Consider the following 19,856-nt stretch of genomic DNA (forward strand, 5'->3'; position numbering starts at 1 on the left):
AGATGTTACGTTATCAAGATTTAGTTCAATTTGAAGCGGTTGAGCGAGTCATTCAACTAAAACAGGCCAATGATACAGATTATGCCATGTCTTTATTAAACCAATATGTTATATCGGAAAATATGGCTGAAAAACTAACAAATGAAATTATTGAAAACATTCAATTTGACCGAATGGTTGACAACAAAGGTTCACTAATAGTTGGAAACTACGGAACGGGTAAATCGCATTTAATGGCAGTCATTTCAACAATCGCCGAAATGCCTGGAGCAATTGAACATTTACGTAATCGTGATGTAGCAGAGAAAGCAAAAGAAATTGAAGGGAAATTTAAAGTCGTTCGTGCTGAATTTGGCGCTGTTACGATGCCACTGCGCGATATTATTTGCCGCGAGTTAGAACGAGGTCTCGAAAATATGGGAATTGATTATTCATTCCCTGCTGCTGATCAAGTGACAAACAATAAAGACATGTTTTATGAAATGATGGAATTGTTTCATGAGCAATATCCAAACAAAGGTTTACTGTTAGTCATTGATGAGTTGCTTGATTATTTGCGTGGTCGTAAAGAACAAGAATTAACACTAGATTTAGGGTTTTTACGAGAAGTAGGAGAAGTTGTGAGCAAATCTCGTTTCCGTTTTATTTCGGGTGTTCAGGAAATGTTATTTGATAACCCTAAGTTTAGCTTTGTAGCGGAATCGCTTCGTCGTGTAAAAGAACGTTTCAATGAAATTCGAATTGTTCGTGAAGACATTGCCTATGTTGTATCAGAACGTTTATTGAAAAAAAATGACGAACAAAAAGCGTTAATTCGTGAGCATTTAAGTAAGTTTACAAAGCTTTATAACGGCCTTGGAGAAGACATGGAGACATACGTTAATATGTTTCCAATCCATCCTGCTTACCTTGAAACCTTTGAACGAGTAAATATTGCCGAAAAACGTGTCGCTCTTCAAACCATTAGTAAGGAAATAGAGAAATTGCTAGCTCAAGATGTACCAGAAGAAGCAACAGGGATCATCTCTTTTGATCGTTACTGGCAGTACATTGTAGATGATTCTTCTCTACGTACAAAAGATAATGTAAAGCTTGTTATGAATAAAGTAGAAACATTAAAAGCGGCCATCCAAAATACGGTGAAACGCCCCTATAAAAGTATCGCAACTCAAGCAGTGAATGCACTGGCTGTGGATCGTTTGACGACGGATGATCTTAAAACACCAATTGGTCTGACATCAGAAGCATTGCGTGATCGCTTATTTATAAGCAGTCCGATGTTATTAGATTTGGATGACGAAGCCGCCGACATGTTGACAACGACGATTGAAGCGGCAATGAAAGATTTAATGACGGCTGTCAGCTATCAGTTCATTTCTTTAAATAAGAACAATGGTCAATATTATATCGATATTGAAAAAGTCACCGCTGTAGACGATCTTATTGGGCAGCGCGGTGAAGGATTGGCCGATAACCAATTAGATAGCTACTATTTCCAAGTCCTAAAACAAGCAACAGAAGTAGCAGACAACACCTATGTTTCAGGATATAAAATTTGGCTGCATGAAATTCCATGGTTTGATCGACGAGTAAAACGAAGAGGATATCTTTTCTTTGGAGCACCGAATGAGCGGTCCACTGCACAGCCTGAACGGGATTTTTATATTTATATGCTTCAACCATTTGAAGAACCGAAATTCAAAGATGAACAGAAAGAAGATGAAATTTTCTTTCGGTTAATTAAGAAAGATGACGATCTTATTCATTTATTGCGTTTATATGGTGGTGCATGTGAAATGTATAATGATACAACGACCAACCGCCATTTATATAAACCGAAGATGGATGATTATTTAAAGAAAATTGTCAAATGGTTAAAAGAAAACTTTGTGGATGTTTATGAAATTGTTTATCGAGGAAAACGTGCAAGTGTCATGGATCATGGCTTTTTCCTTCCAGATAACCCAGATACGTTAACACAAATAATCGATTCCGTATCACAGGATCTTCTATCTCAATGGTTTGAAGTTAAATACAGCGATTATCCAACGTTTAAAAAGCTTGAACGTTCTTTTGTGACAAGAGACAATATTCATACGTATGTAAAAGATGCCCTCGATTATTTAAATGGTAAAAAAACGAATCAAGGGGAAGCCATTTTAGATGGACTTTTGTTACTTGATCAAAACGGAAATCCAACAACAAGAAATTCAGGTTATGCAAAATGGGTAATCAATGAACTTAATCGAAAAGAGCACGGCCAGGTGTTAAATCAAAATGAGTTGATTGAAGTGATTTCGACCGTACATGGATCACCAGATCAACGACTAACAAAAGAATTTCTCATGGAACCTGAATTATTAGTCGTTGTATTGGCAGCATTAGTGCAAAGCGGAGAAATGGTTGTAACGGTTGGCGATAAAACGTATGAAGCCATGAATTTTGTTGAATTTACGCGATTGCCGATCAATGATTTAACTTATTTTAAACATATTAAAAAGCCAAGTGGAATCAATGTGCCTGCCGTACAAGCATTAATCTCGATGTTTGACGCACCAAAAGCTGACTTCACTGATCCAAGTTCTGTTGACTTTGCGATTAAGCAAATTATTTCCAGTGCAAAAGATGCAACAGCTAGAACAGTGGAAATGATTGCCAATGTAAAAAATAAATTTACGATTTGGGATGGACAGTTATTTTCGAAGCAAGAGAAGGCTGAAAAGTTGGCAGAGCTAGAGAGTTTGAGTGAGTTCTTACAAGGACTGCAAGTATATAATACACGTGCAAAAATGGTGAATTTAAAATATGATGTACAACGCATTGAAGCAGAGAAAGAACATTTAGATCTTGTTGCAAAACTAGAAGGGTTACAGCAAAAAATTAATGAATACACAAAAGTAGCGGATTATCTAACAAAAGCGAGATACATTGTTTCTCCAAGTCAAGATTGGAACAATGACGTAGATATTGCACTAGATAATTTAAGTTTAGCGCTTAAGAATGATGAAAGCTGTACAAAAGAAGTAGCAGAATTAGACCGGTTAAAGAAACAATATATTGATCATTATATGGATCTTCACCAAAAAGCGCGGTTAAATGCAACCGAGAATAAAAAGAAGGCTGATTTATTAAGAGACAGACGCTATGAAGCGTTAAGCACGTTGTCATCTAAGATTTCCTTTTTGCCAAGCCAAACGTTTGAAGATTGGCAGAAAAGTTTAAAGTCCCTAAAAGATTGTTACAGCTTAACAGCGGAAAAGTTGGATTATACACCAGAATGTCCTCATTGTCGCTTTAATCCGCGGGAAGAACAAAACAAAGTAAAACCATCTTTAGCGGAATTAGAGGATGGGCTAGGGGAATTACTCCATACATGGACGGATATGTTATTAACAAACTTTAAAGATCCAATGGTTAAAGAAAGTATTGAATTGTTGAACGAAGAACAAAGACAATTAATCAACGAGTTAATTTCAAGCAAAACATTTACATTGCCGATTTCATTAAACTTAATCAATGCGATTAACAATGTATTGAAGGGGATTCATAAAGAACCAATTGAAATGGAACACCTAATGAAAGCACTAGGAGATGGAAATCCGATTACGGTTGATGAAGCAAAGAAAAATTTCGAACTCTTATTAAAAGGGATTATTGGCAGTAATGATGCAAGTCGAATCCGTTTAACAATCAAGAAGTAACGAGGAGGAAGGAAGCTTGTCAAAAGATCCAAAGCAAATAACATTTATTCACGAGAGTACCCAAACAGACAACGGTCCCGTTGTCTGTTTGGGCATGACATTTGAAAATGATGAAGCAAGACGGGAATATTTTCGTAATGAATTAAGAAAGAAATTACCGGATTTAAAACAAATCGAGGGATTTCCGATTGGGGAAGATGAGGATATTATTACGTTATCCGATCCACCTTATTATACATTATGTCCAAATCCTTGGATGAATGATCTTATAGAGGAATGGGAGTCGAATAGAGGAGCAAAAAAGGAAGTAAATCAAGCACTAGCTATTGATGTAAGTGAAGGAAAAAATGATCCAATATATGTAGCACATACTTATCATACTAAAGTGCCTTATAGAGCTATTATGAGATATATGCTTTATTACACAAACCCAGGTGATATAGTTTATGATGGTTTTGCAGGAACTGGAATGACTGGTGTAGCAGCAGAAAAATGTCAAGATAGTGAACTCGTTAGAAAATTGATGGGCGATGATTATTCGGAAGAAATAGTTGGAAAACGAAATGCCGTATTGATTGATCTAGCACCTGCTGCTACTTTTATCGCTCAAAATCATTCAAAAAAAACCAAGTTGCCTGAAACACATGATATTCTGAGAAAGGTTATAAATGAATTAAAAACCGAGTACAATTGGTCAGTGTCTACTCTTGGATCAACTTTGGCGAAAGTCCCGGGTAAGAGTCTTAATGATACGTACACAATGTATACTTCTTATTTTGGTGAAATAAACTATGTTATTTGGAGTGAGCTTTATCAGTGCTCGTCATGTAATCAAGAGTTAAACTATTGGGACGCTACTGTTGAGGAGCAAGACGGAAAAGACGTAAACAAAGAATTGGTTTGCTATCATTGTGGTGCAAAATTAATAAAAAGAGATCTTGAAAAAATCTTTATTTCTCATTTTGACTATGTTGCAAATAAAATAGTAAGAGTTCCAAAGGTTGTTCCAGTAAGAATTAATTATTCATATAAAGGAAAAAGATTCAACAAGAAGCCCGATTGGTATGATCTTGAAGTCTTTAAGTGGTTTGAAAATTACTCGGGATATTCAAAAATCACAAAAATGAAGTTTATTGAAGGTGTAGAGACAAGTAGACCTGTCAGAAATGGATTATTCTATTTCCATCAAGTTTATACGTATAAAAACTTAAGTTTACTTGATAAATTTTTAGAGTTAAGTGATGGAACAGGTAAGGAGAATGAAGCTCAGTTTTTATTAGGCAGTGCAATATCTCGATTGTCTAAATTTAATCGATATATGCCTCAGCATAATCGACATGTTGGTCCAATGGCGAATGCATTATATCTTCCATCTTTATCTGTAGAAATCAATCCAATCTCGCAACTTGAATTGCAGTTAAATAAATTGTTAAATGCTTGGTCTGAAAATCAATATTCAGGAAATGTTTTATCTACTCAGAGTAGTACGAGTTTACCAATTAAGGATAATTCAATAGATTATATTTTTATAGACCCACCTTTTGGTGCAAATATTATGTATTCTGAATTGAATTTTATTAGAGAAGCTTGGTTGAAAGTGTTCACCAATAATAAAAAAGAAGCAATCGAAAATAAGGCTCAAGGAAAAACTTTAGGAGATTATACTGATTTAATGCTCGAATCCTTCCGGGAAGCATATAGGATACTAAAACCAAATAGTTGGATTACTGTAGAATTCTCAAATACTTCAGCTAGTGTTTGGAATGCTATTCAGTACGTAATTCAGAATGCTGGATTTGTTATAGCTAGTGTAGATGCTTTGGATAAAAAACGTGGTGGATTCCATGGGATTATAACAACAACAGGGGTAAAACAAGATTTAGTAATCTCAGCATATAAGCCTGCTGATGAAAGCATAATTCAAATGAAATCAGAAAGAAATACGGTCGCTTCGGCATGGACCTTTATTAATCAGCACTTGAAAAAGTTACCTGTATTTACAGGTGTTAAGGGAAATGCATCGATTATTTTAGAGAGAACACCAAGAATTTTATATGATAGAATGATTGCCTATCATGTCCAAACTGGCTTGCCTATACCTATAAATGCTTTAGATTTTCAAAAAGAGCTTGCACAACGTTACTCAATGCGTGATGGTATGGTGTTCTTGGAATCTCAAGTTGCTGAATATGATCGAAAAAGAATATTGGCAAAAGATTTTGTTCAACAAACTCTTTTTGTTTCAGATGAAACCAGTGCCATTGAATGGATTCGTCAACAGCTTCTAAAGAAGCCACAAACCCGTCAGGATATTCAACCAAACTTTATGATAGAAATTCAACATATTGCCAAACACGAATTACTCCCAGAATTAGATGATTTATTACATCAAAACTTTTTAAGATATGATGGTGATGGCAATGTTCCAGACCAAATCGTTTCCTATTTAAGAAGGAACTACAAAGATTTACGTGGTTTAGAGCCTGACGATCCGGCTGTAATAGATAAGGCAATAAATCGTTGGTATGTTCCAGATCCAAATAAACAAGCCGATTTAGAAAAACTTCGTGAAAAAGCCTTGTTACGTGAATTTGATGGGTATATCGAAGAGTTAGAAAAGAGCAAGAAAAAGCTAAAGCAATTCCGAACAGAGGCGATTCGAGCTGGGTTCAAAAAAGCTTACGGTGAGAAGGACTTTGAAAAAATTGTAAAAGTCGGGGATCGACTTCCTGAAAGCATTATTCAAGAAGATGATAAATTGCTAATGTATTACGACAATGCGTCTATTCGATTAGGATTATAAGTTGGTGATAATATGAGTAGTTGGCGCGAGGAAGTTTTAAAGAAATTTCAGAATTTGAACAGTGCTTTGGTTTTAGTATATGATATGGATTATTTGTTAAATGATGAGGAAATTGTCGATGTGTTAAAAGCATTGGGATATGAGATTTTTCGTTTTGAGGATAGTGTCTCATTTCGCTATCTATATGAGCAACATTATCGAAATCTAGAGGATCAATGGAAACTCATTGTTTATAGCAACGAGGACCTTGTATTTCCATATGAGTTTTTACAAAAAGGTTTTCTTCTTCATCTTCATATTGGTTCCATTTTTCCAAAGTTTTCTGCGCCAATCCTACGAAGTATGAATCGAGAGAATTTTGATGCCTTGTTTACTGTGCACACGCAGTATCAAGGCTCTTCTTCTGAAAGGGAAACGTTGGATTATATCGTAAAGCGGTTGTATAAGATCCCATATGAATTGATTGATAGTGAAGTTGAACTGTATAAATTATTGCTTTCTCTTCATTATGGTCAAAAGGAAATGCCTGAGGTCGTACAAACTTTTTTGTTTGAGAAGTTTGAAAAAATAGCCGTTTTTAAGGATTTACCGTTAAAGGAAATGATTTCTTCGTCAGCTTCATTCTATAGCTTTGTAGAAAAACAGTGGGCTTCTTTAGTAGCTGATACGATCGCGACACAAAATGGACAGGCTTTAGAAAAAAGAGAGGACTATCAGTCACATCCTTTTGCCAATCATGATATACGTCGTTTGATGAATGATTTATTTCTGGAAGGATTGTTAGCAAAAGCAAAAGATGTCCCGATAGAGCTCGTTCCAGATTGGATGAAAACGGGAATTGAAGAAAAGGGTACTTATGAAGAAATGGTTCAAAAACTGAAACATATCAGCGAAAAAATTGAGCATAAGCTTTCAACGATAAAATGGTATAAAGATTGGCTTGAATTGGCAGATTTAGTGGCCGAATATAGATATACGGTATTGGAAAGTGCGGATGCTGGATACAATCAAGAGACAGAAAAGTTGATGGTGAAAGTCAATAAACGTTTTCAAGAGTGGATGCTCCATCAGTATCACACGTTAACAAGCTTGCCCCCATTTCCAAAACCGAAAATGGTTCACCATATCCCGCACACCGTTCATGCTCATAAAGCTGATGGAGAGAAAGTAGCTCTACTCGTTTTAGATGGAATGAGTTTTGTGCAATGGAAACAAGTGAAAAACGATTTGAAGAAACATGGTTTTGCTTTTGAAGAAAGTGGAGTTTTTGCGTGGGTGCCTACACTTACATCTGTTTCACGACAGGCGATCTTTTCAGGAAATGTTCCTTACACCTTTGGTAATCGTATTAAAACCACTTCCTCTGAAGAGAAATATTGGAAGGCGTTTTGGGAAAGTAAAGGAATCTTAAAACAATATATAGCGTATCAGCGAGGATTAGGGAGAGAAGAATATAATCCCCAGCATATTCATGCGTTAAAGAGAAGTTCGGTAAAAGTATATGGTGCTGTAATTGATGTGATTGACCAATTTACACATCATGCCGTTCTTGGTGAAAAAAGTCTTGTTTCAAATTTAACTCTTTGGCTAGAAAGCGATTATTTAGTACAATTATTATTAGATTTAATGGCTGAAAAATTTACGATTTATATCACTTCAGATCACGGGAACACAAATGCAATAGGAATAGGCCGGATTTCCGAAGGTGTTTTAGTGGATCAAAAGGGAGAAAGAGTTCGGATTTATAGTGATCGTACACTATATGCTGATTCTTTGTCTAAAGTCGATGCTATTCCTTGGAGCAATATTGGCCTTCCTGATGATTATTATGTTCTCTTGTCCCAGTATGGTGAAGCTTTTGTATCAAAAGGAGAGAAAGTTGTGACCCATGGTGGAATAAGTCTTGAAGAAGTGATTGTACCCTTTGTTAAGGTGCAGCAGAAATAAGGAGAGGATACTTGATGAAAAAGCCTGTTGGATTCGATCAAAAGGTCTTATTACATCAATTAGATTTTACAGCACATCATACAAAGAAATCTTCTCGAAGTGAGATGTATGAACTTTTAGATGGATATTTACGTAATGATATTACAGGAGCAAAGTCAAGGAAAAATGCGATTACCATGTTAATGAAAATTTGGTATTTAGTCGATCCCGACATGGTGCCAGTTCGCGATAAAATGTTAGAGATATTCTCTTCCTTATCAAAAGAAGAACGACTTTTAGTTCATTGGGGAATGACTCTAGCTGCTTATCCCTTTGTTAAAGATTTAGCGTATGTATTTGGCAAGTTATTTCGCTTACAAGATGTAGTAGCTAGTGTAGAAGTTGGAAAGAGAATGAAGGAAGCGTATGGAGACCGGCGCCGGGTGGAAGTTGCGACAAGTGCTGTCTTGATGAGTATGAAATCATGGGAAGTCCTACTTCCAGAAAAAAAACGTTCTTATCGCTTACATTCAACCATTGCAATCCAACATCCTGACTTACAAGCTTTTATTATCCAAGTGCTATTACAAGTATTAGAAAACACATCTTTGCAGCTAGATATGATTCAAAATCATCCGCTGTTTTTTCCATTTTCGTATGATTTAAATGTGCTTGAATTACGTGAAAAAAGTGAATTCGCTTTTTATCGACAAGGAATAGATACGCTGGTCGTTGAGCGAAGTGTAGGATAAACGGAACCTTATTCAAAAAATGGATAAGGTTTTCTTTTTATAGACGGAGGGGTGCTTATGCTAGGAATAGGCGATATCATATCCAGCTCATATTTCCCAGAAAGTGTGGAAATTAAAAAATGTGAAGTTTTTGTAGATTATTACATCATTAAGGCAATTGGACAGGAAACAAATCAATATTACGAAATTATGTTAGAAAAAGAAAAAATACAAGATTTTACACGCTTGAATCGAGAAAAGGATTCTTTAACGATATCCTCAATCGACGTGCAAAAATACTTGCAATATTTACATATGAAAAATGAGATGAAGTTTTCAAAAACGAGAGCACTGGGCAATAAACAATTATTGCCATTGCCACATCAAATTGAAGCGGTTTATAGCCGAATGCTTCAAGTTCCTCAAGTTCGTTTTTTACTAGCTGATGATCCTGGAGCCGGGAAAACGATTATGGCGGGGATGTTGATAAAAGAATTAAAAGCAAGGTTGGGTATTGAGCGAGTTCTAATTCTTGTTCCACCGCTAGTACTAAAACAGTGGCAAGAGGAATTAGAACAAAAATTTGACGAGTATTTTCATATTATTAATCGAGCCACAATAAAGGAATATGGGGGGAAGAATCCCTTTATCGCGAATGGTTTTTGTCTCGCTTCTATGTATTGGGCTTCAAGAGAAGAGATAAAAGCTCTTATTCAAGAAGCCCAATTTGATCTAGTGATTGTTGACGAAGCACATAAGATGGCTGCTTATACACACGGTACAGTAAAAAGAAAAACGTTTCGAACAAAGTTATATCAATTGGGGGAATCATTGTTAAAAAAGACCCATCATTGCTTATTATTAACCGCGACACCGCATAAAGGAGATTCTGAAAACTTCCGACATTTAATGAGGTTAATTGATGAAGATATTTTTTCTAACAAGTCGAATGAAAGCTTAAAAGAAAAAACAAATCCATTTATTATTCGACGATTAAAAGAGAATCTCAAAAACTTTGATGGGTCTCCAATATTTCCAAGACGGACCACTAAAACAATTCAATACCAATTAACAGATGAAGAACTAGCACTTTATGAAGCTGTAACAGAGTATGTACAAAACTACTATAATCGAGCGATTAATAATGGCAGTCAAAGTACGGCTTTTGCGATGATGTTACTTCAGCGCCGGCTCAGCTCATCGATTGATGCTATCTATCTTTCGTTAAAGAGAAGGTACAAGAGGTTATATAAGCTTTATAAGCAAACGGAAGAAGAGCGTCAAAAGTTTATGCGAAAAATAAAATCGGTAGATACCGAGAATTATTTGGAAGAAGGAAGTGAGATTCAGGAACAACTTGAAAATCAATTTGAACAGTCCATTGATGTGATTGATCCAAAAGAGTTGAAAAAGGAATTATTGATATTGAAAAAGCTCATTCAACAGGCGGAAAATATTAAACTCTATGCTGTTGAAAGAAAGTATCAAGAACTAGAGGACACTCTATTTGGTCCAAGTGGACTTTTAAATCATAATGAAAAAATCCTTATCTTTACAGAAGCAGCTGATACGTTGAACTATTTAGAAGAAAAGTTGTTAAAACGGGTTTCCAGAGTGGCTAAAATCGTAGGAAGTTTTTCAATGGATCAACGTAGGAAACAAGTTGAATTATTTCGCAATGAATGTCAAATTATGATTGCAACAGACGCAGGTGGGGAGTCCATCAACCTTCAATTTTGTAACCAAATGATTAATTATGATATTCCATGGAATCCAAATAAACTGGAACAACGAATGGGGCGTATTCACCGGATTGGACAAAAAAATGAAGTCTTTGTTTTTAATTTAGTCGCGCAAAATACACGAGAGGGTAGTGTTATGACTAAGTTATTAGAAAAAATGGAATTAATGAAGTCTGATCTAGGTTCTGATGCTGTTTATGATTTTATAGGGGAAATATTAGAGGATCATTATGATAGTTTAGCTGATTTAATGCAACAAGCAATCCTACATCGTGAGAATTTAGATGACATTATAGCTGATATGGATAAAACATTGTCCCAGGAACATAGAAATCTTTTGAGAGTTATGGAAGAGGAGAAAATGATCGAAGATATTGTGGATCTTCCGGAACTAAGGCGTGAAAAGAATACTCTTTCAGTCCAAAGAATTCCTCCGAGGGCATACACGGATTTAACGACTTATGTCTTTGAAAAAAAACGTGTTCGAGTGTTGAAGTCCCAAGACGAAAAAGTGATGCGGATTGAGAGATTACCAAAATTTATCCGTGATTATCTTCCGGAACTACAGGATTATCAGGGAGAAAGCTATCGTTTTACGAATTCATTAGAATTTGAATCGGAAGAAGTTCCAATGATCAATGAAAGTCATCCATTATTTCAGGTGAGTCTCCAGTTGATGAAAAAAGAAAATGAAGGAAAGGATTGGCAACATTACACCGTTTCAGCTAATGTTCCGGAAAAGCTCCATGTAGAAGTTTATCATGTTCGTATTGTTGATGGGACAGGAAAAGAATTAGAAAATGAATATATTCATTTAGCTAAACGCAGTAATGGAGATGTGATTCCAATCGATCCATATTGGTTATTTGCCAATGAATTTCTGGATCAATCATTTAGCGTAGAAACGAGTGTAACGAATCAATGTACAAATGAGATCTTTAAAGAGTCTATTACGATTCGGGATAAAGTCTTATCCAAAAGAGAGAAGCAATTGGATAAGATGGTTGCGTTTTTAGAGAAGTCATTTAATCAACAGTATCGTGATACCCTGGAACGATTGGAAAAATACCAACAAGAAAACATCGATAATCGCAATAGTGCATTAATCAACCAAATGAATGCCCAACTGATTGATATAGATATGAAGAAAGAGCAACGACTGACGACGATCCAGCGTCAGAAAAATATTTCGATGAAACCTCCGAAGAAAATTATTTCTTTAGAAGTTCTTCCATCAGCTAACTGTGATCGGGTAATTGCTGTTGATTATTTTGATGTAGTATTGAACTATGAAAGGGAAAATGGTCGTTTAAATGTTAGGATGTTTAATAATTTAAGTTTAGTTGATTTTTATAGCGAGCGGTTTAATGGGGAAGAACGATATATCATCTTAACTGAAAACGAACAATTTATTCCAGGTGGGTTTTATTTGGAAGATTTACATGACATTTTAGAGAAGGTTTATATTTATGTCGTAAGGAACGGGGAGGTAGTTAGTGAGAAGGCGATGAAAGATGAAATCGTTTTTTGGAGATGACGGACGGCGAACAGTGTTTGAAATTGTTCGCCAAAGTTTCATAGGGATAATCGACAAGTCACTAGTGAGCTATGTTACAATGTAAAAAATGAAACGGAAATTAAAAATTATTGCCTTTCAGAAGTTATAATAAATCCTTAGTAATTCGTGAAAACATTTTATCCGAAGGAGAGAAGCGGCTAAATAAAATGCATATGTTTTTGGAAAAGTCGTTTACTCAACAATATTGTGAAACTTTAAAAATGTTAGATCAATAACAACAGGAGAATTTAGATAATCGTAATAGTACATTAATTAATCAGATGAATGTTAGGTTAATGGATATAGACATCAAAAAATTTTGGGTGCCTGGTTACAACATAAAACGACTCCAGTTTGTTGAAATTTGCAGAACACTTGAATTTGGAAAAGAGTTGCTTTAATAACCGCAGAGGTTTACCTCTACAGATCATTTAGCTATAGTAATTAATATTCATGAAACATATATGTTTCTCTGAAAATTACTGTCCATGTGTTTAATTTTGGGTTAAAGGAAGTAAATAAAGTACTTAAGTTGCTACCTATAAACTTGTGACAAAAGTTACAAAACTGGATCGTAATAGAAGTAGAGAACTTAATAAACAATTCTAAGTCTTGCGTATTTTAATGGTTATAGAGGTAATTCAGAAATCAGAGAGTATATATTATCTTATTTAGGCCTTTTATAAGGACGGGTTTTTATGTTTCAAAATAAAACATAGGAACCGTCCTTTTTGTGTTTTTACTTTTCTCTATTATCGTCAATAGGTATATTGTAGTATAATATAGAAAAATAGGAATATTAGGAGCGGATACTATGGCAATTACAGTCGCGGAATCGATTCGATCATCGGCTACGACGGGAGAAAGGTTATTGTTCCGCACGTTAAAAACCTTTCTACGAGATGATTATATCGTTTATTACGAACCTGATATTCTTGGAGAGAGACCGGATTTTGTTATTTTTGGTCCTGATTTAGGTCGGTTGTATTAGAAGTGAAAGATTTTACAAAGAATACATTATTTCAAATTAACTACGATGAATGGCATATTATTGCTTCCTCAGTCGAGCAAACCATTGTGAAAAGTCCATTGAAACAGGCAAGAGATTATACTTTTCACATTGTTGATGTTTTAAAAAAGGATAAAAACCTCGATCAATTGGATGGGAAATATAAGCTTCGGCTAAAATTCCCTTATGATACGGGGTGGTATTTACACGACTTTATTCAAAGGATTTTGTTAAAGATGGTCTTTATTCAGTCATTGATCCGGACCTTTGCTTAACAAGAGATGAGATTGATCCTGAGAAAGAGGAATTTTCTGAGGAAATACTCATGGAAAAGATATTAAATATGTTTGTTGTTCCTTTTCGACTAAAAGAACCTCTTTCATATGAAGATATTAATGCGATTCGTTATCACTATATCCTGAAGTGCGGATTAGTGCGGAATTTAAACCTCCTGTACCGTATCAAGACCAGTTATTATTGTCTCTTCATGATTATTAAAACAATGGATTTACATCAGGAAAATCTAGCAAAACAAATCGGTGATAAAAATCTGCTGATTCGAGGTGTTGCAGGCAGTGGGAAGACGCTGATTTTAGCAGGCCGAGCCAAAATGCTGTCAAAAGAACATCCAGATTGGAAAATCTTGATCCTATGTTACAATATTTCACTGGCCAATGGAATCCAACAAATGGTGACCCATATGTTGAATGAACCAGAGGATTTATTTGATTTTGATTTTACTAATAACTCTGTCGAGGTTCCAAAAGACAATAAAAATGTGATCGTACGAAACTTCCATTCCTGGCTGAAAAACGACTTAAAAATAAGAGAGCAGCAAATTCCAACAATGATCTCAAAACTAGAAAATAACGAGGCGATTTTTTTACCTAAATATGATGCGATCTTAATTGATGAAGGTCAAGATTTTGAATCCGATTGGCTCCGCTTGGTGAGTCTCCTTATTAATAAGGAAACCCAATCCTTTTTATTGGTGGAGGATCGAGCTCAAACCATTTACAAAAGAAAGCGTTCTTATACAAGATACCGGTTTAAACTTCAGGGGCAGGTCTCGAATTCTATCGATTAATTATCGGAATACAGCGCAGATTATTAAATTTGCTTGGGACTTTTACCAGAAGCATTCTATTTTTAAAAATAAAGTCGTGAATCGAGAATCGAAGGGGAGATCATTGCCCCTCAAAGTACAAGACGTAAGGGTCCAGAGCCAGGCATTATTAAAACGAACAACTTTAATACTGAAATTAAAATGGTGGCTAGGCAGATTCAAAAATTAAATGAGGAGAAGAAAGTTCCCTATCAAGAAATGTTGATTCTATATCGAGTCAAACGAACGCTGAAATACTCGGTCATCGATATGATCACAAATGCCTTGAAAGAATATGGGATTGACTATTATTGGATTACCGAAAATGATCAATCCAAACGATTGTTTGAAAAAGAGGATGGGAAAGTAAAAATTAGTACCATCGATAGTAGTAAGGTGTAAATTAGATGTGCATCATCCGAAAGACGTTGAAAAGTTTAAACGTTATTGTATTGACACAAAAGTTATAGAGAGTCCGTCCCAACCTTATGTAAAAATTGGAACGGTTTGTTTAGAATCAAATGCTAGGTATGACAATCAATCTCGCTTACATTTACTGTACAAGATTATTGAACAATCAATAGAAAAACTGGATCTACTATTGTTTCCAGCCGGATATTTTAGTACAGATCACTTGCCAGCTCGTTCCAAGTTGTTGTGGTTGGAACAAAAAATTAAAACGCATTTAAATAAATTAGATTCTGATCTTGTTGTTTGCTTAGGAATTGATGGAAACCAAGGAAGAGACCAATACGCAGTTACTTGTTCAAGAAAAGGAATTCAATCTATAGGGAGAAAGTTCCATCCGGCTCCAAATGAATATATGGATCCAGCAGAATCTTTTCTAAGTGAAGAAGAAGGGTTTAACCGGATTATCGAGATCAAAGGGAAAAAGTTTTATACAGCTGTTTGCTATGATTCATTTGGAATTAAGAATCATCAGATAAAAAATCCAGGTGTTGATGGAATTCTAAACTTGGTTCATCAGTTTTGGCCAAAAGGTGAAGGAAATTCAGGGGATGTCTTTTTTGCTAGACACGGATTTGCCGGTGCAGCAAAACAGTGGAATTGTCCAATATTCGGTGCAGCCGTTTTCTTTAACAGGGAAGTACCCGTGAATTGGCCCACAGGTGTAACGTGGTCATTAGATGATAAATTAACAACTAGATATTGGAAGTATGAAAATAATACATATACAAGCTATGATGAGTTCAAATTGATAGATAAAGAGAAGGCTATTGTAAAGTTTTATAAGCTTTAATAATAAAGATATTTGTAACTATCGATGGTGCAAGGAGTCGTAAACGGGGTGAATCCTATAGAAAAGGTACTTAAAGCCTATGTCGCTCAGAATCTTAAGCGAGTATCAGCAGATCTTGCATGGGAAGTATCCACACTGGACAAAGGCTATTATTTATTTAATCAATCTAAACAGTTTGCTTTGCGTCCTGACCTGGTGATGACACGAAAGGATCAAAGTAAAATTATACTGGATACAAAGTGGAAATCGCTCTGTAATCAACCTCAGCGAAATTACGGGATTTCACAAGCAGACATGTAGCTTTGAATCCTTTCTTAAGGACGATGGACTTGAAACGAGGGTCCGTTTATTTTTTGTAGATGTGACAAATGTTGATAGAAGTCTTGATGCATTACGTGAAAAGCTGTTAAAAAGTAATTACTAGAGACAGGTGGTCAAACAAGGCCACCCTCATTTAATTGTTTACTCTCGTAACACCTTCCTTTTGGTATCCCCTTATAAACCAGGTTCTTTCATTTATCATACATTAACCATTTTCAGAATCTATGAAATAAACATACCGAAATTCAAAAAGTTGGAGTGAGACCATTGTTAACCATTCAAATTAAACTAGGGAAAGTTTTTAATAACGAGGACATCACAAAGGTGTTTGGATGTGCACCCCAAGGCGGGATGCGGCGTTCCCATAAAACCAATACGCTCGTTCTAGTGTCTGATCATACAAAAGCATTATATGAAGATCGCTGGGAAGGTCCTATCCTTCTCTATACGGGGATGGGACGGGAAGGAGACCAAACATTAACCTCACAAAATTTGACATTAGCCCAATCTAATTCTAATGGTGTTGAGGTTCATTTATTTGAAGTATTTGAACCACAAAAATATGTGTACATGGGTATTGTTGAATTAGCTGGAGAGCCGTATCAAGAAAGGCAATTAGATACCTTAGGTCAAAATCGTCAAGTTTGGGTATTCTCATTGCAAGTAAAGGGGAAGAAACAGAATGTAGCGATCCCTGAAAAGTGGATAAAAAGCAAGCAAGAGCTTCGTAAGAAAAAGGCAAAGAAGCTCAATGATGAGGAATTAGCTGCTCGGGCAAAAACAATTGTCCATCATCATGTAAAAAGGAAAATTACTTCTATCACTTACGAACGAGATCCATTTGTAACCGAGTTTGCGAAGCGATGGGCCAATGGGGTTTGTCAACTGTGTGAAAAAACCGCGCCTTTTCTCAATAAAAATAGGGAACCACATCTTCATACCCACCATATCAAATGGTTATCTCGTGGAGGAGAGGATTCCATTGCCAATACGATCGCTCTGTGTCCGAACTGCCACGACAAAATGCATGTTGTTGATGATCCAATTGATGTCGAGAAATTAAAGAAAAAGGTGCATCAACATATCAACGAAGATAAAGAAGGCGGACATTTTTAATGGAACCAAAATATAAGATTGGGACCTTTTACAATTAACGGAAGTTCAATTTATTAGCGATCTCTATTGGCATAGGGAGAGAAGACGATATACAAGATTGGAAGAATGCCCGTAAGAGGATCAAAAAAAGATTATATCATGGATAGATAGTTTACGATTTTTGAAAAGATATTTCTCTGAAGCCAATCAGGGTCTCATACATGATGCCGACATCAGAATACCCTGTTTTACTTTAGCTAATATATTCAGAAATCTGTTAAAAGTGGCGTTAGTAATTTCGTTCTTCTAGTATTTCACTGCTCCTTCCCTCGGAGTAGAGATCTAACACTAATTTCAAGGAAAATGAAACGCGAGAAAAGTCCAGTCCCCGCGTTTCTTACCATAAATGAAGAAAATTGTGTTTGAAATTAGAGTGCATATTAAAGTACCGGAATACCAATATATTCAGTCAAAATTCTCCAAGTTTCGTCTAAACAAGTCTTCGGTGGAATATAAATAATAGTTCCATCTCTGCCCCTCGTTAAGATCACTCGGTATGAATTGAGTTTGATTTGAAACGGATCTTCTACACTCCTTTGGAGATGCTCGGCATTCCATTTCCAATCTTTTAAATACAGATCATTATCCCAGTGGACAATGGTCATGTCCAATTCTAACCCTTGTGTATGAAACTCTGTTGTAGAGTAGTTTAACTTTTTACAATAAAACTTTGAATCAGGGTAGTTAAAGTACTGAGCGACTTTAGAAGGTTTCTCGTATAGCGCATCTCTTGGGATAACTGGCACTTTCTTTTGACCATCTGCGCCGCTAGCACAAATAACCCCGGTTGTTTTAAAATCATCAATATAAAGTTTACTTACGACTGATCTTGCTCTATTTAAATCTCTTGTAATGAAAAGTGAATAGCGATCTTTTGAAAGCTTACCAACAAGCTCTTTTGTTAAGTCAAATTGTTCATCTAATAATGAGTTAACAATTGCATAATATTCTAAAGCTGCATGTGCGCGGAATGAGCAATTTAAGTGTAGATGGTTGTGTGTATTATATTGTCGCGCATTCGTAAATAATGAGCTATGATGTTTAGAGTGAACAATAATATTTTTGCCTGCTATCGCAGTATTCCAAAGTTTTAATCCGCCTTCTTCACCAGAATAAATTTCTTGACCTTCACCAATTAAACCAATTGTTACACTCCATGGTTTGTTTGAAGTAGCAATTTGCATAATGATATCTGGTTCACTTAAATGCATTAGAGGCCTGTTTCTTCTTTTTAGAGATTGATCTACTTTTCCTGAATCCCAGGCTCTTTGGGCCTCATCCAAAATAATGACTTGTTCAATCGGAATAATTCCTCTTTCAAGATAATCCATTTTATAACCATATAGACCTTGTACAAAGGTTCTATTTTTTAACGTATCTTGTAACACATCTACTAATGGTCCATTCCCTGATAAATAAACAGCATTATTCGTATTGTGTGCAATATTTAGACCTAGGTAAGTTTTACCTGCACCAGGTTCACCAGATACTAAAATTAAATGATGTGTTTTCGTTAATTGTGCTTGTTGAATAATTTGCAAAACGGTGTGTTGAACTTCTTCAAAATTGCTACTAGCAACAGCTTTAATGTTTGGTAAAGGTTCATTGTTTAATATGGATCTGGCAGCCTCTAACATGGAAGGAGAAGGTTCGTATACTCCATTTATTAATTGAGATAAGTCAAATGATCTAGAAGGTTTATTAATAATTCCGTTGATCAACTTATGAAAGCTATTAACCGTTGAAACGTATATTTGATGATCTGGATTTAAAATTAGACGTCCATCATGATGATTTGTGAGTAAAAGTGTACCAACGACTGTTGTATTTGTACTATGTATTTCAGAATGATAATGTTCCAGGTCACGGACATATAAGGAAGTTTGAATGTACTCAGAGGGAGAAAGTCTATTATAACTTTTACATTCAATTACAACGACATATCCATTTAAGATTAAAATAACATCAGGCCGACGTCCGCCACCACGTAATATTTCATACTCAAATATAAGTGAACCATCAAGAGTGTCATATTGCTGGAAAATCATTTGAAGTTTGTGGAAACTATCTTTCCATGCTTTTATTTGTGATGCTCTTTTTTGATGTTCCGTAGCTGTTTCTACCGTACTGTCTCCGTAGACGAATAATTCAATTTTATTGATGAAATCACCTAAATTAAGTTGCAAGAATTGTTGAATTGTTCCAGACCATCCATTATTCACTTTATACACCTCGTTTTAGTTTTAAATATAGTATAATTTTACTAGTAATTCCTATTATACAATACGGGCTTTGTATTGATAGAAATTTTTTCAATTCGAATGATAGAGTAATTGAGTTAGATTTAAACGAAAAAGTGTTAGTATATTACTGGTTTTGAAGAGGGAATATGAGTGAATAATTTATTAAGTATTTTTAGAAATGAATTAAAGAATGATGCTGCGGGCTATTTTATTATATATATAGGGAACAGTACAGGGGCATGGCGACGTTGATTTTACTGCTTATAATTGGTCAACTAGTAAATTTAATAGAACGTAGAGC

At 35.4% G+C, this 19,856-nt stretch carries 13 protein-coding genes; 12 read left to right on the forward strand and 1 reads right to left on the reverse strand.

Translation table 11 applies throughout. The features are described 5' to 3' along the window. Positions 1–2 precede the first annotated feature (2 nt). From R4Z10_RS08805 to R4Z10_RS08860, 12 genes are all read left to right on the forward strand, one after another. Positions 3–3,701, forward strand: coding sequence for a DUF6079 family protein (locus tag R4Z10_RS08805; protein WP_338472805.1), 3,699 nt, complete (start codon positions 3–5; stop codon positions 3,699–3,701). A 16-nt stretch (positions 3,702–3,717) separates the two neighbouring features. Next, on the forward strand, positions 3,718–6,504 hold the full coding sequence (locus R4Z10_RS08810; RefSeq protein ID WP_338472806.1) for a DNA methyltransferase: 2,787 nt from the start codon (positions 3,718–3,720) through the stop codon (positions 6,502–6,504). 12 nt (positions 6,505–6,516) lie between these two features. Beyond that, positions 6,517–8,451 carry a BREX-3 system phosphatase PglZ gene (gene pglZ, locus R4Z10_RS08815; protein WP_338472807.1) on the forward strand — a complete coding sequence of 645 codons (1,935 nt, stop codon included), beginning with the start codon at positions 6,517–6,519 and terminating at the stop codon, positions 8,449–8,451. A 14-nt stretch (positions 8,452–8,465) separates the two neighbouring features. Then, entirely contained in the window at positions 8,466–9,182 is a 717-nt protein-coding gene (locus R4Z10_RS08820; RefSeq protein WP_338472808.1) for a hypothetical protein, read from the forward strand. 57 nt (positions 9,183–9,239) lie between these two features. Continuing rightward, complete coding sequence (locus R4Z10_RS08825; protein WP_338472809.1) at positions 9,240–12,440, forward strand: helicase-related protein; 3,201 nt, start codon at positions 9,240–9,242, stop codon at positions 12,438–12,440. 835 nt (positions 12,441–13,275) lie between these two features. Continuing rightward, entirely contained in the window at positions 13,276–13,452 is a 177-nt protein-coding gene (locus R4Z10_RS08830; RefSeq protein WP_338472810.1) for a hypothetical protein, read from the forward strand. A gap of 2 nt (positions 13,453–13,454) precedes the next feature. Then, positions 13,455–13,745, forward strand: coding sequence for a hypothetical protein (locus R4Z10_RS08835; protein ID WP_338472811.1), 291 nt, complete (start codon positions 13,455–13,457; stop codon positions 13,743–13,745). A 50-nt stretch (positions 13,746–13,795) separates the two neighbouring features. Beyond that, positions 13,796–14,557, forward strand: a complete 762-nt coding sequence (locus tag R4Z10_RS08840) for a UvrD-helicase domain-containing protein (RefSeq protein ID WP_338472812.1) — start codon at positions 13,796–13,798, stop codon at positions 14,555–14,557. A 147-nt stretch (positions 14,558–14,704) separates the two neighbouring features. Further along, the gene (locus R4Z10_RS08845) at positions 14,705–14,977 is read left to right on the forward strand and encodes a hypothetical protein (protein WP_338473200.1); all 273 of its coding nucleotides are present in this window, start codon (positions 14,705–14,707) and stop codon (positions 14,975–14,977) included. A gap of 7 nt (positions 14,978–14,984) precedes the next feature. Continuing rightward, complete coding sequence (locus R4Z10_RS08850; protein WP_338472813.1) at positions 14,985–15,836, forward strand: hypothetical protein; 852 nt, start codon at positions 14,985–14,987, stop codon at positions 15,834–15,836. A gap of 27 nt (positions 15,837–15,863) precedes the next feature. Then, positions 15,864–16,136, forward strand: coding sequence for a hypothetical protein (locus R4Z10_RS08855; protein WP_338472814.1), 273 nt, complete (start codon positions 15,864–15,866; stop codon positions 16,134–16,136). A gap of 288 nt (positions 16,137–16,424) precedes the next feature. Continuing rightward, a complete protein-coding gene (locus tag R4Z10_RS08860) occupies positions 16,425–17,273 on the forward strand; it encodes an HNH endonuclease (RefSeq protein WP_338472815.1) in 849 nt (282 codons plus the stop codon). Positions 17,274–17,692: 419 nt separating this feature from the next. On the opposite strand, the gene R4Z10_RS08865 is transcribed toward R4Z10_RS08860, so the two are convergent. Beyond that, positions 17,693–19,534: a DNA/RNA helicase domain-containing protein gene (locus R4Z10_RS08865; protein ID WP_338472816.1), complete on the reverse strand. Its 1,842-nt coding sequence runs from the start codon at positions 19,532–19,534 to the stop codon at positions 17,693–17,695. Positions 19,535–19,856: the final 322 nt, after the last annotated feature.

It is taken from the genome of Niallia sp. XMNu-256 (assembly GCF_036670015.1).
Taxonomy (GTDB): Bacteria; Bacillota; Bacilli; order Bacillales; family Cytobacillaceae; genus Bacillus_BD.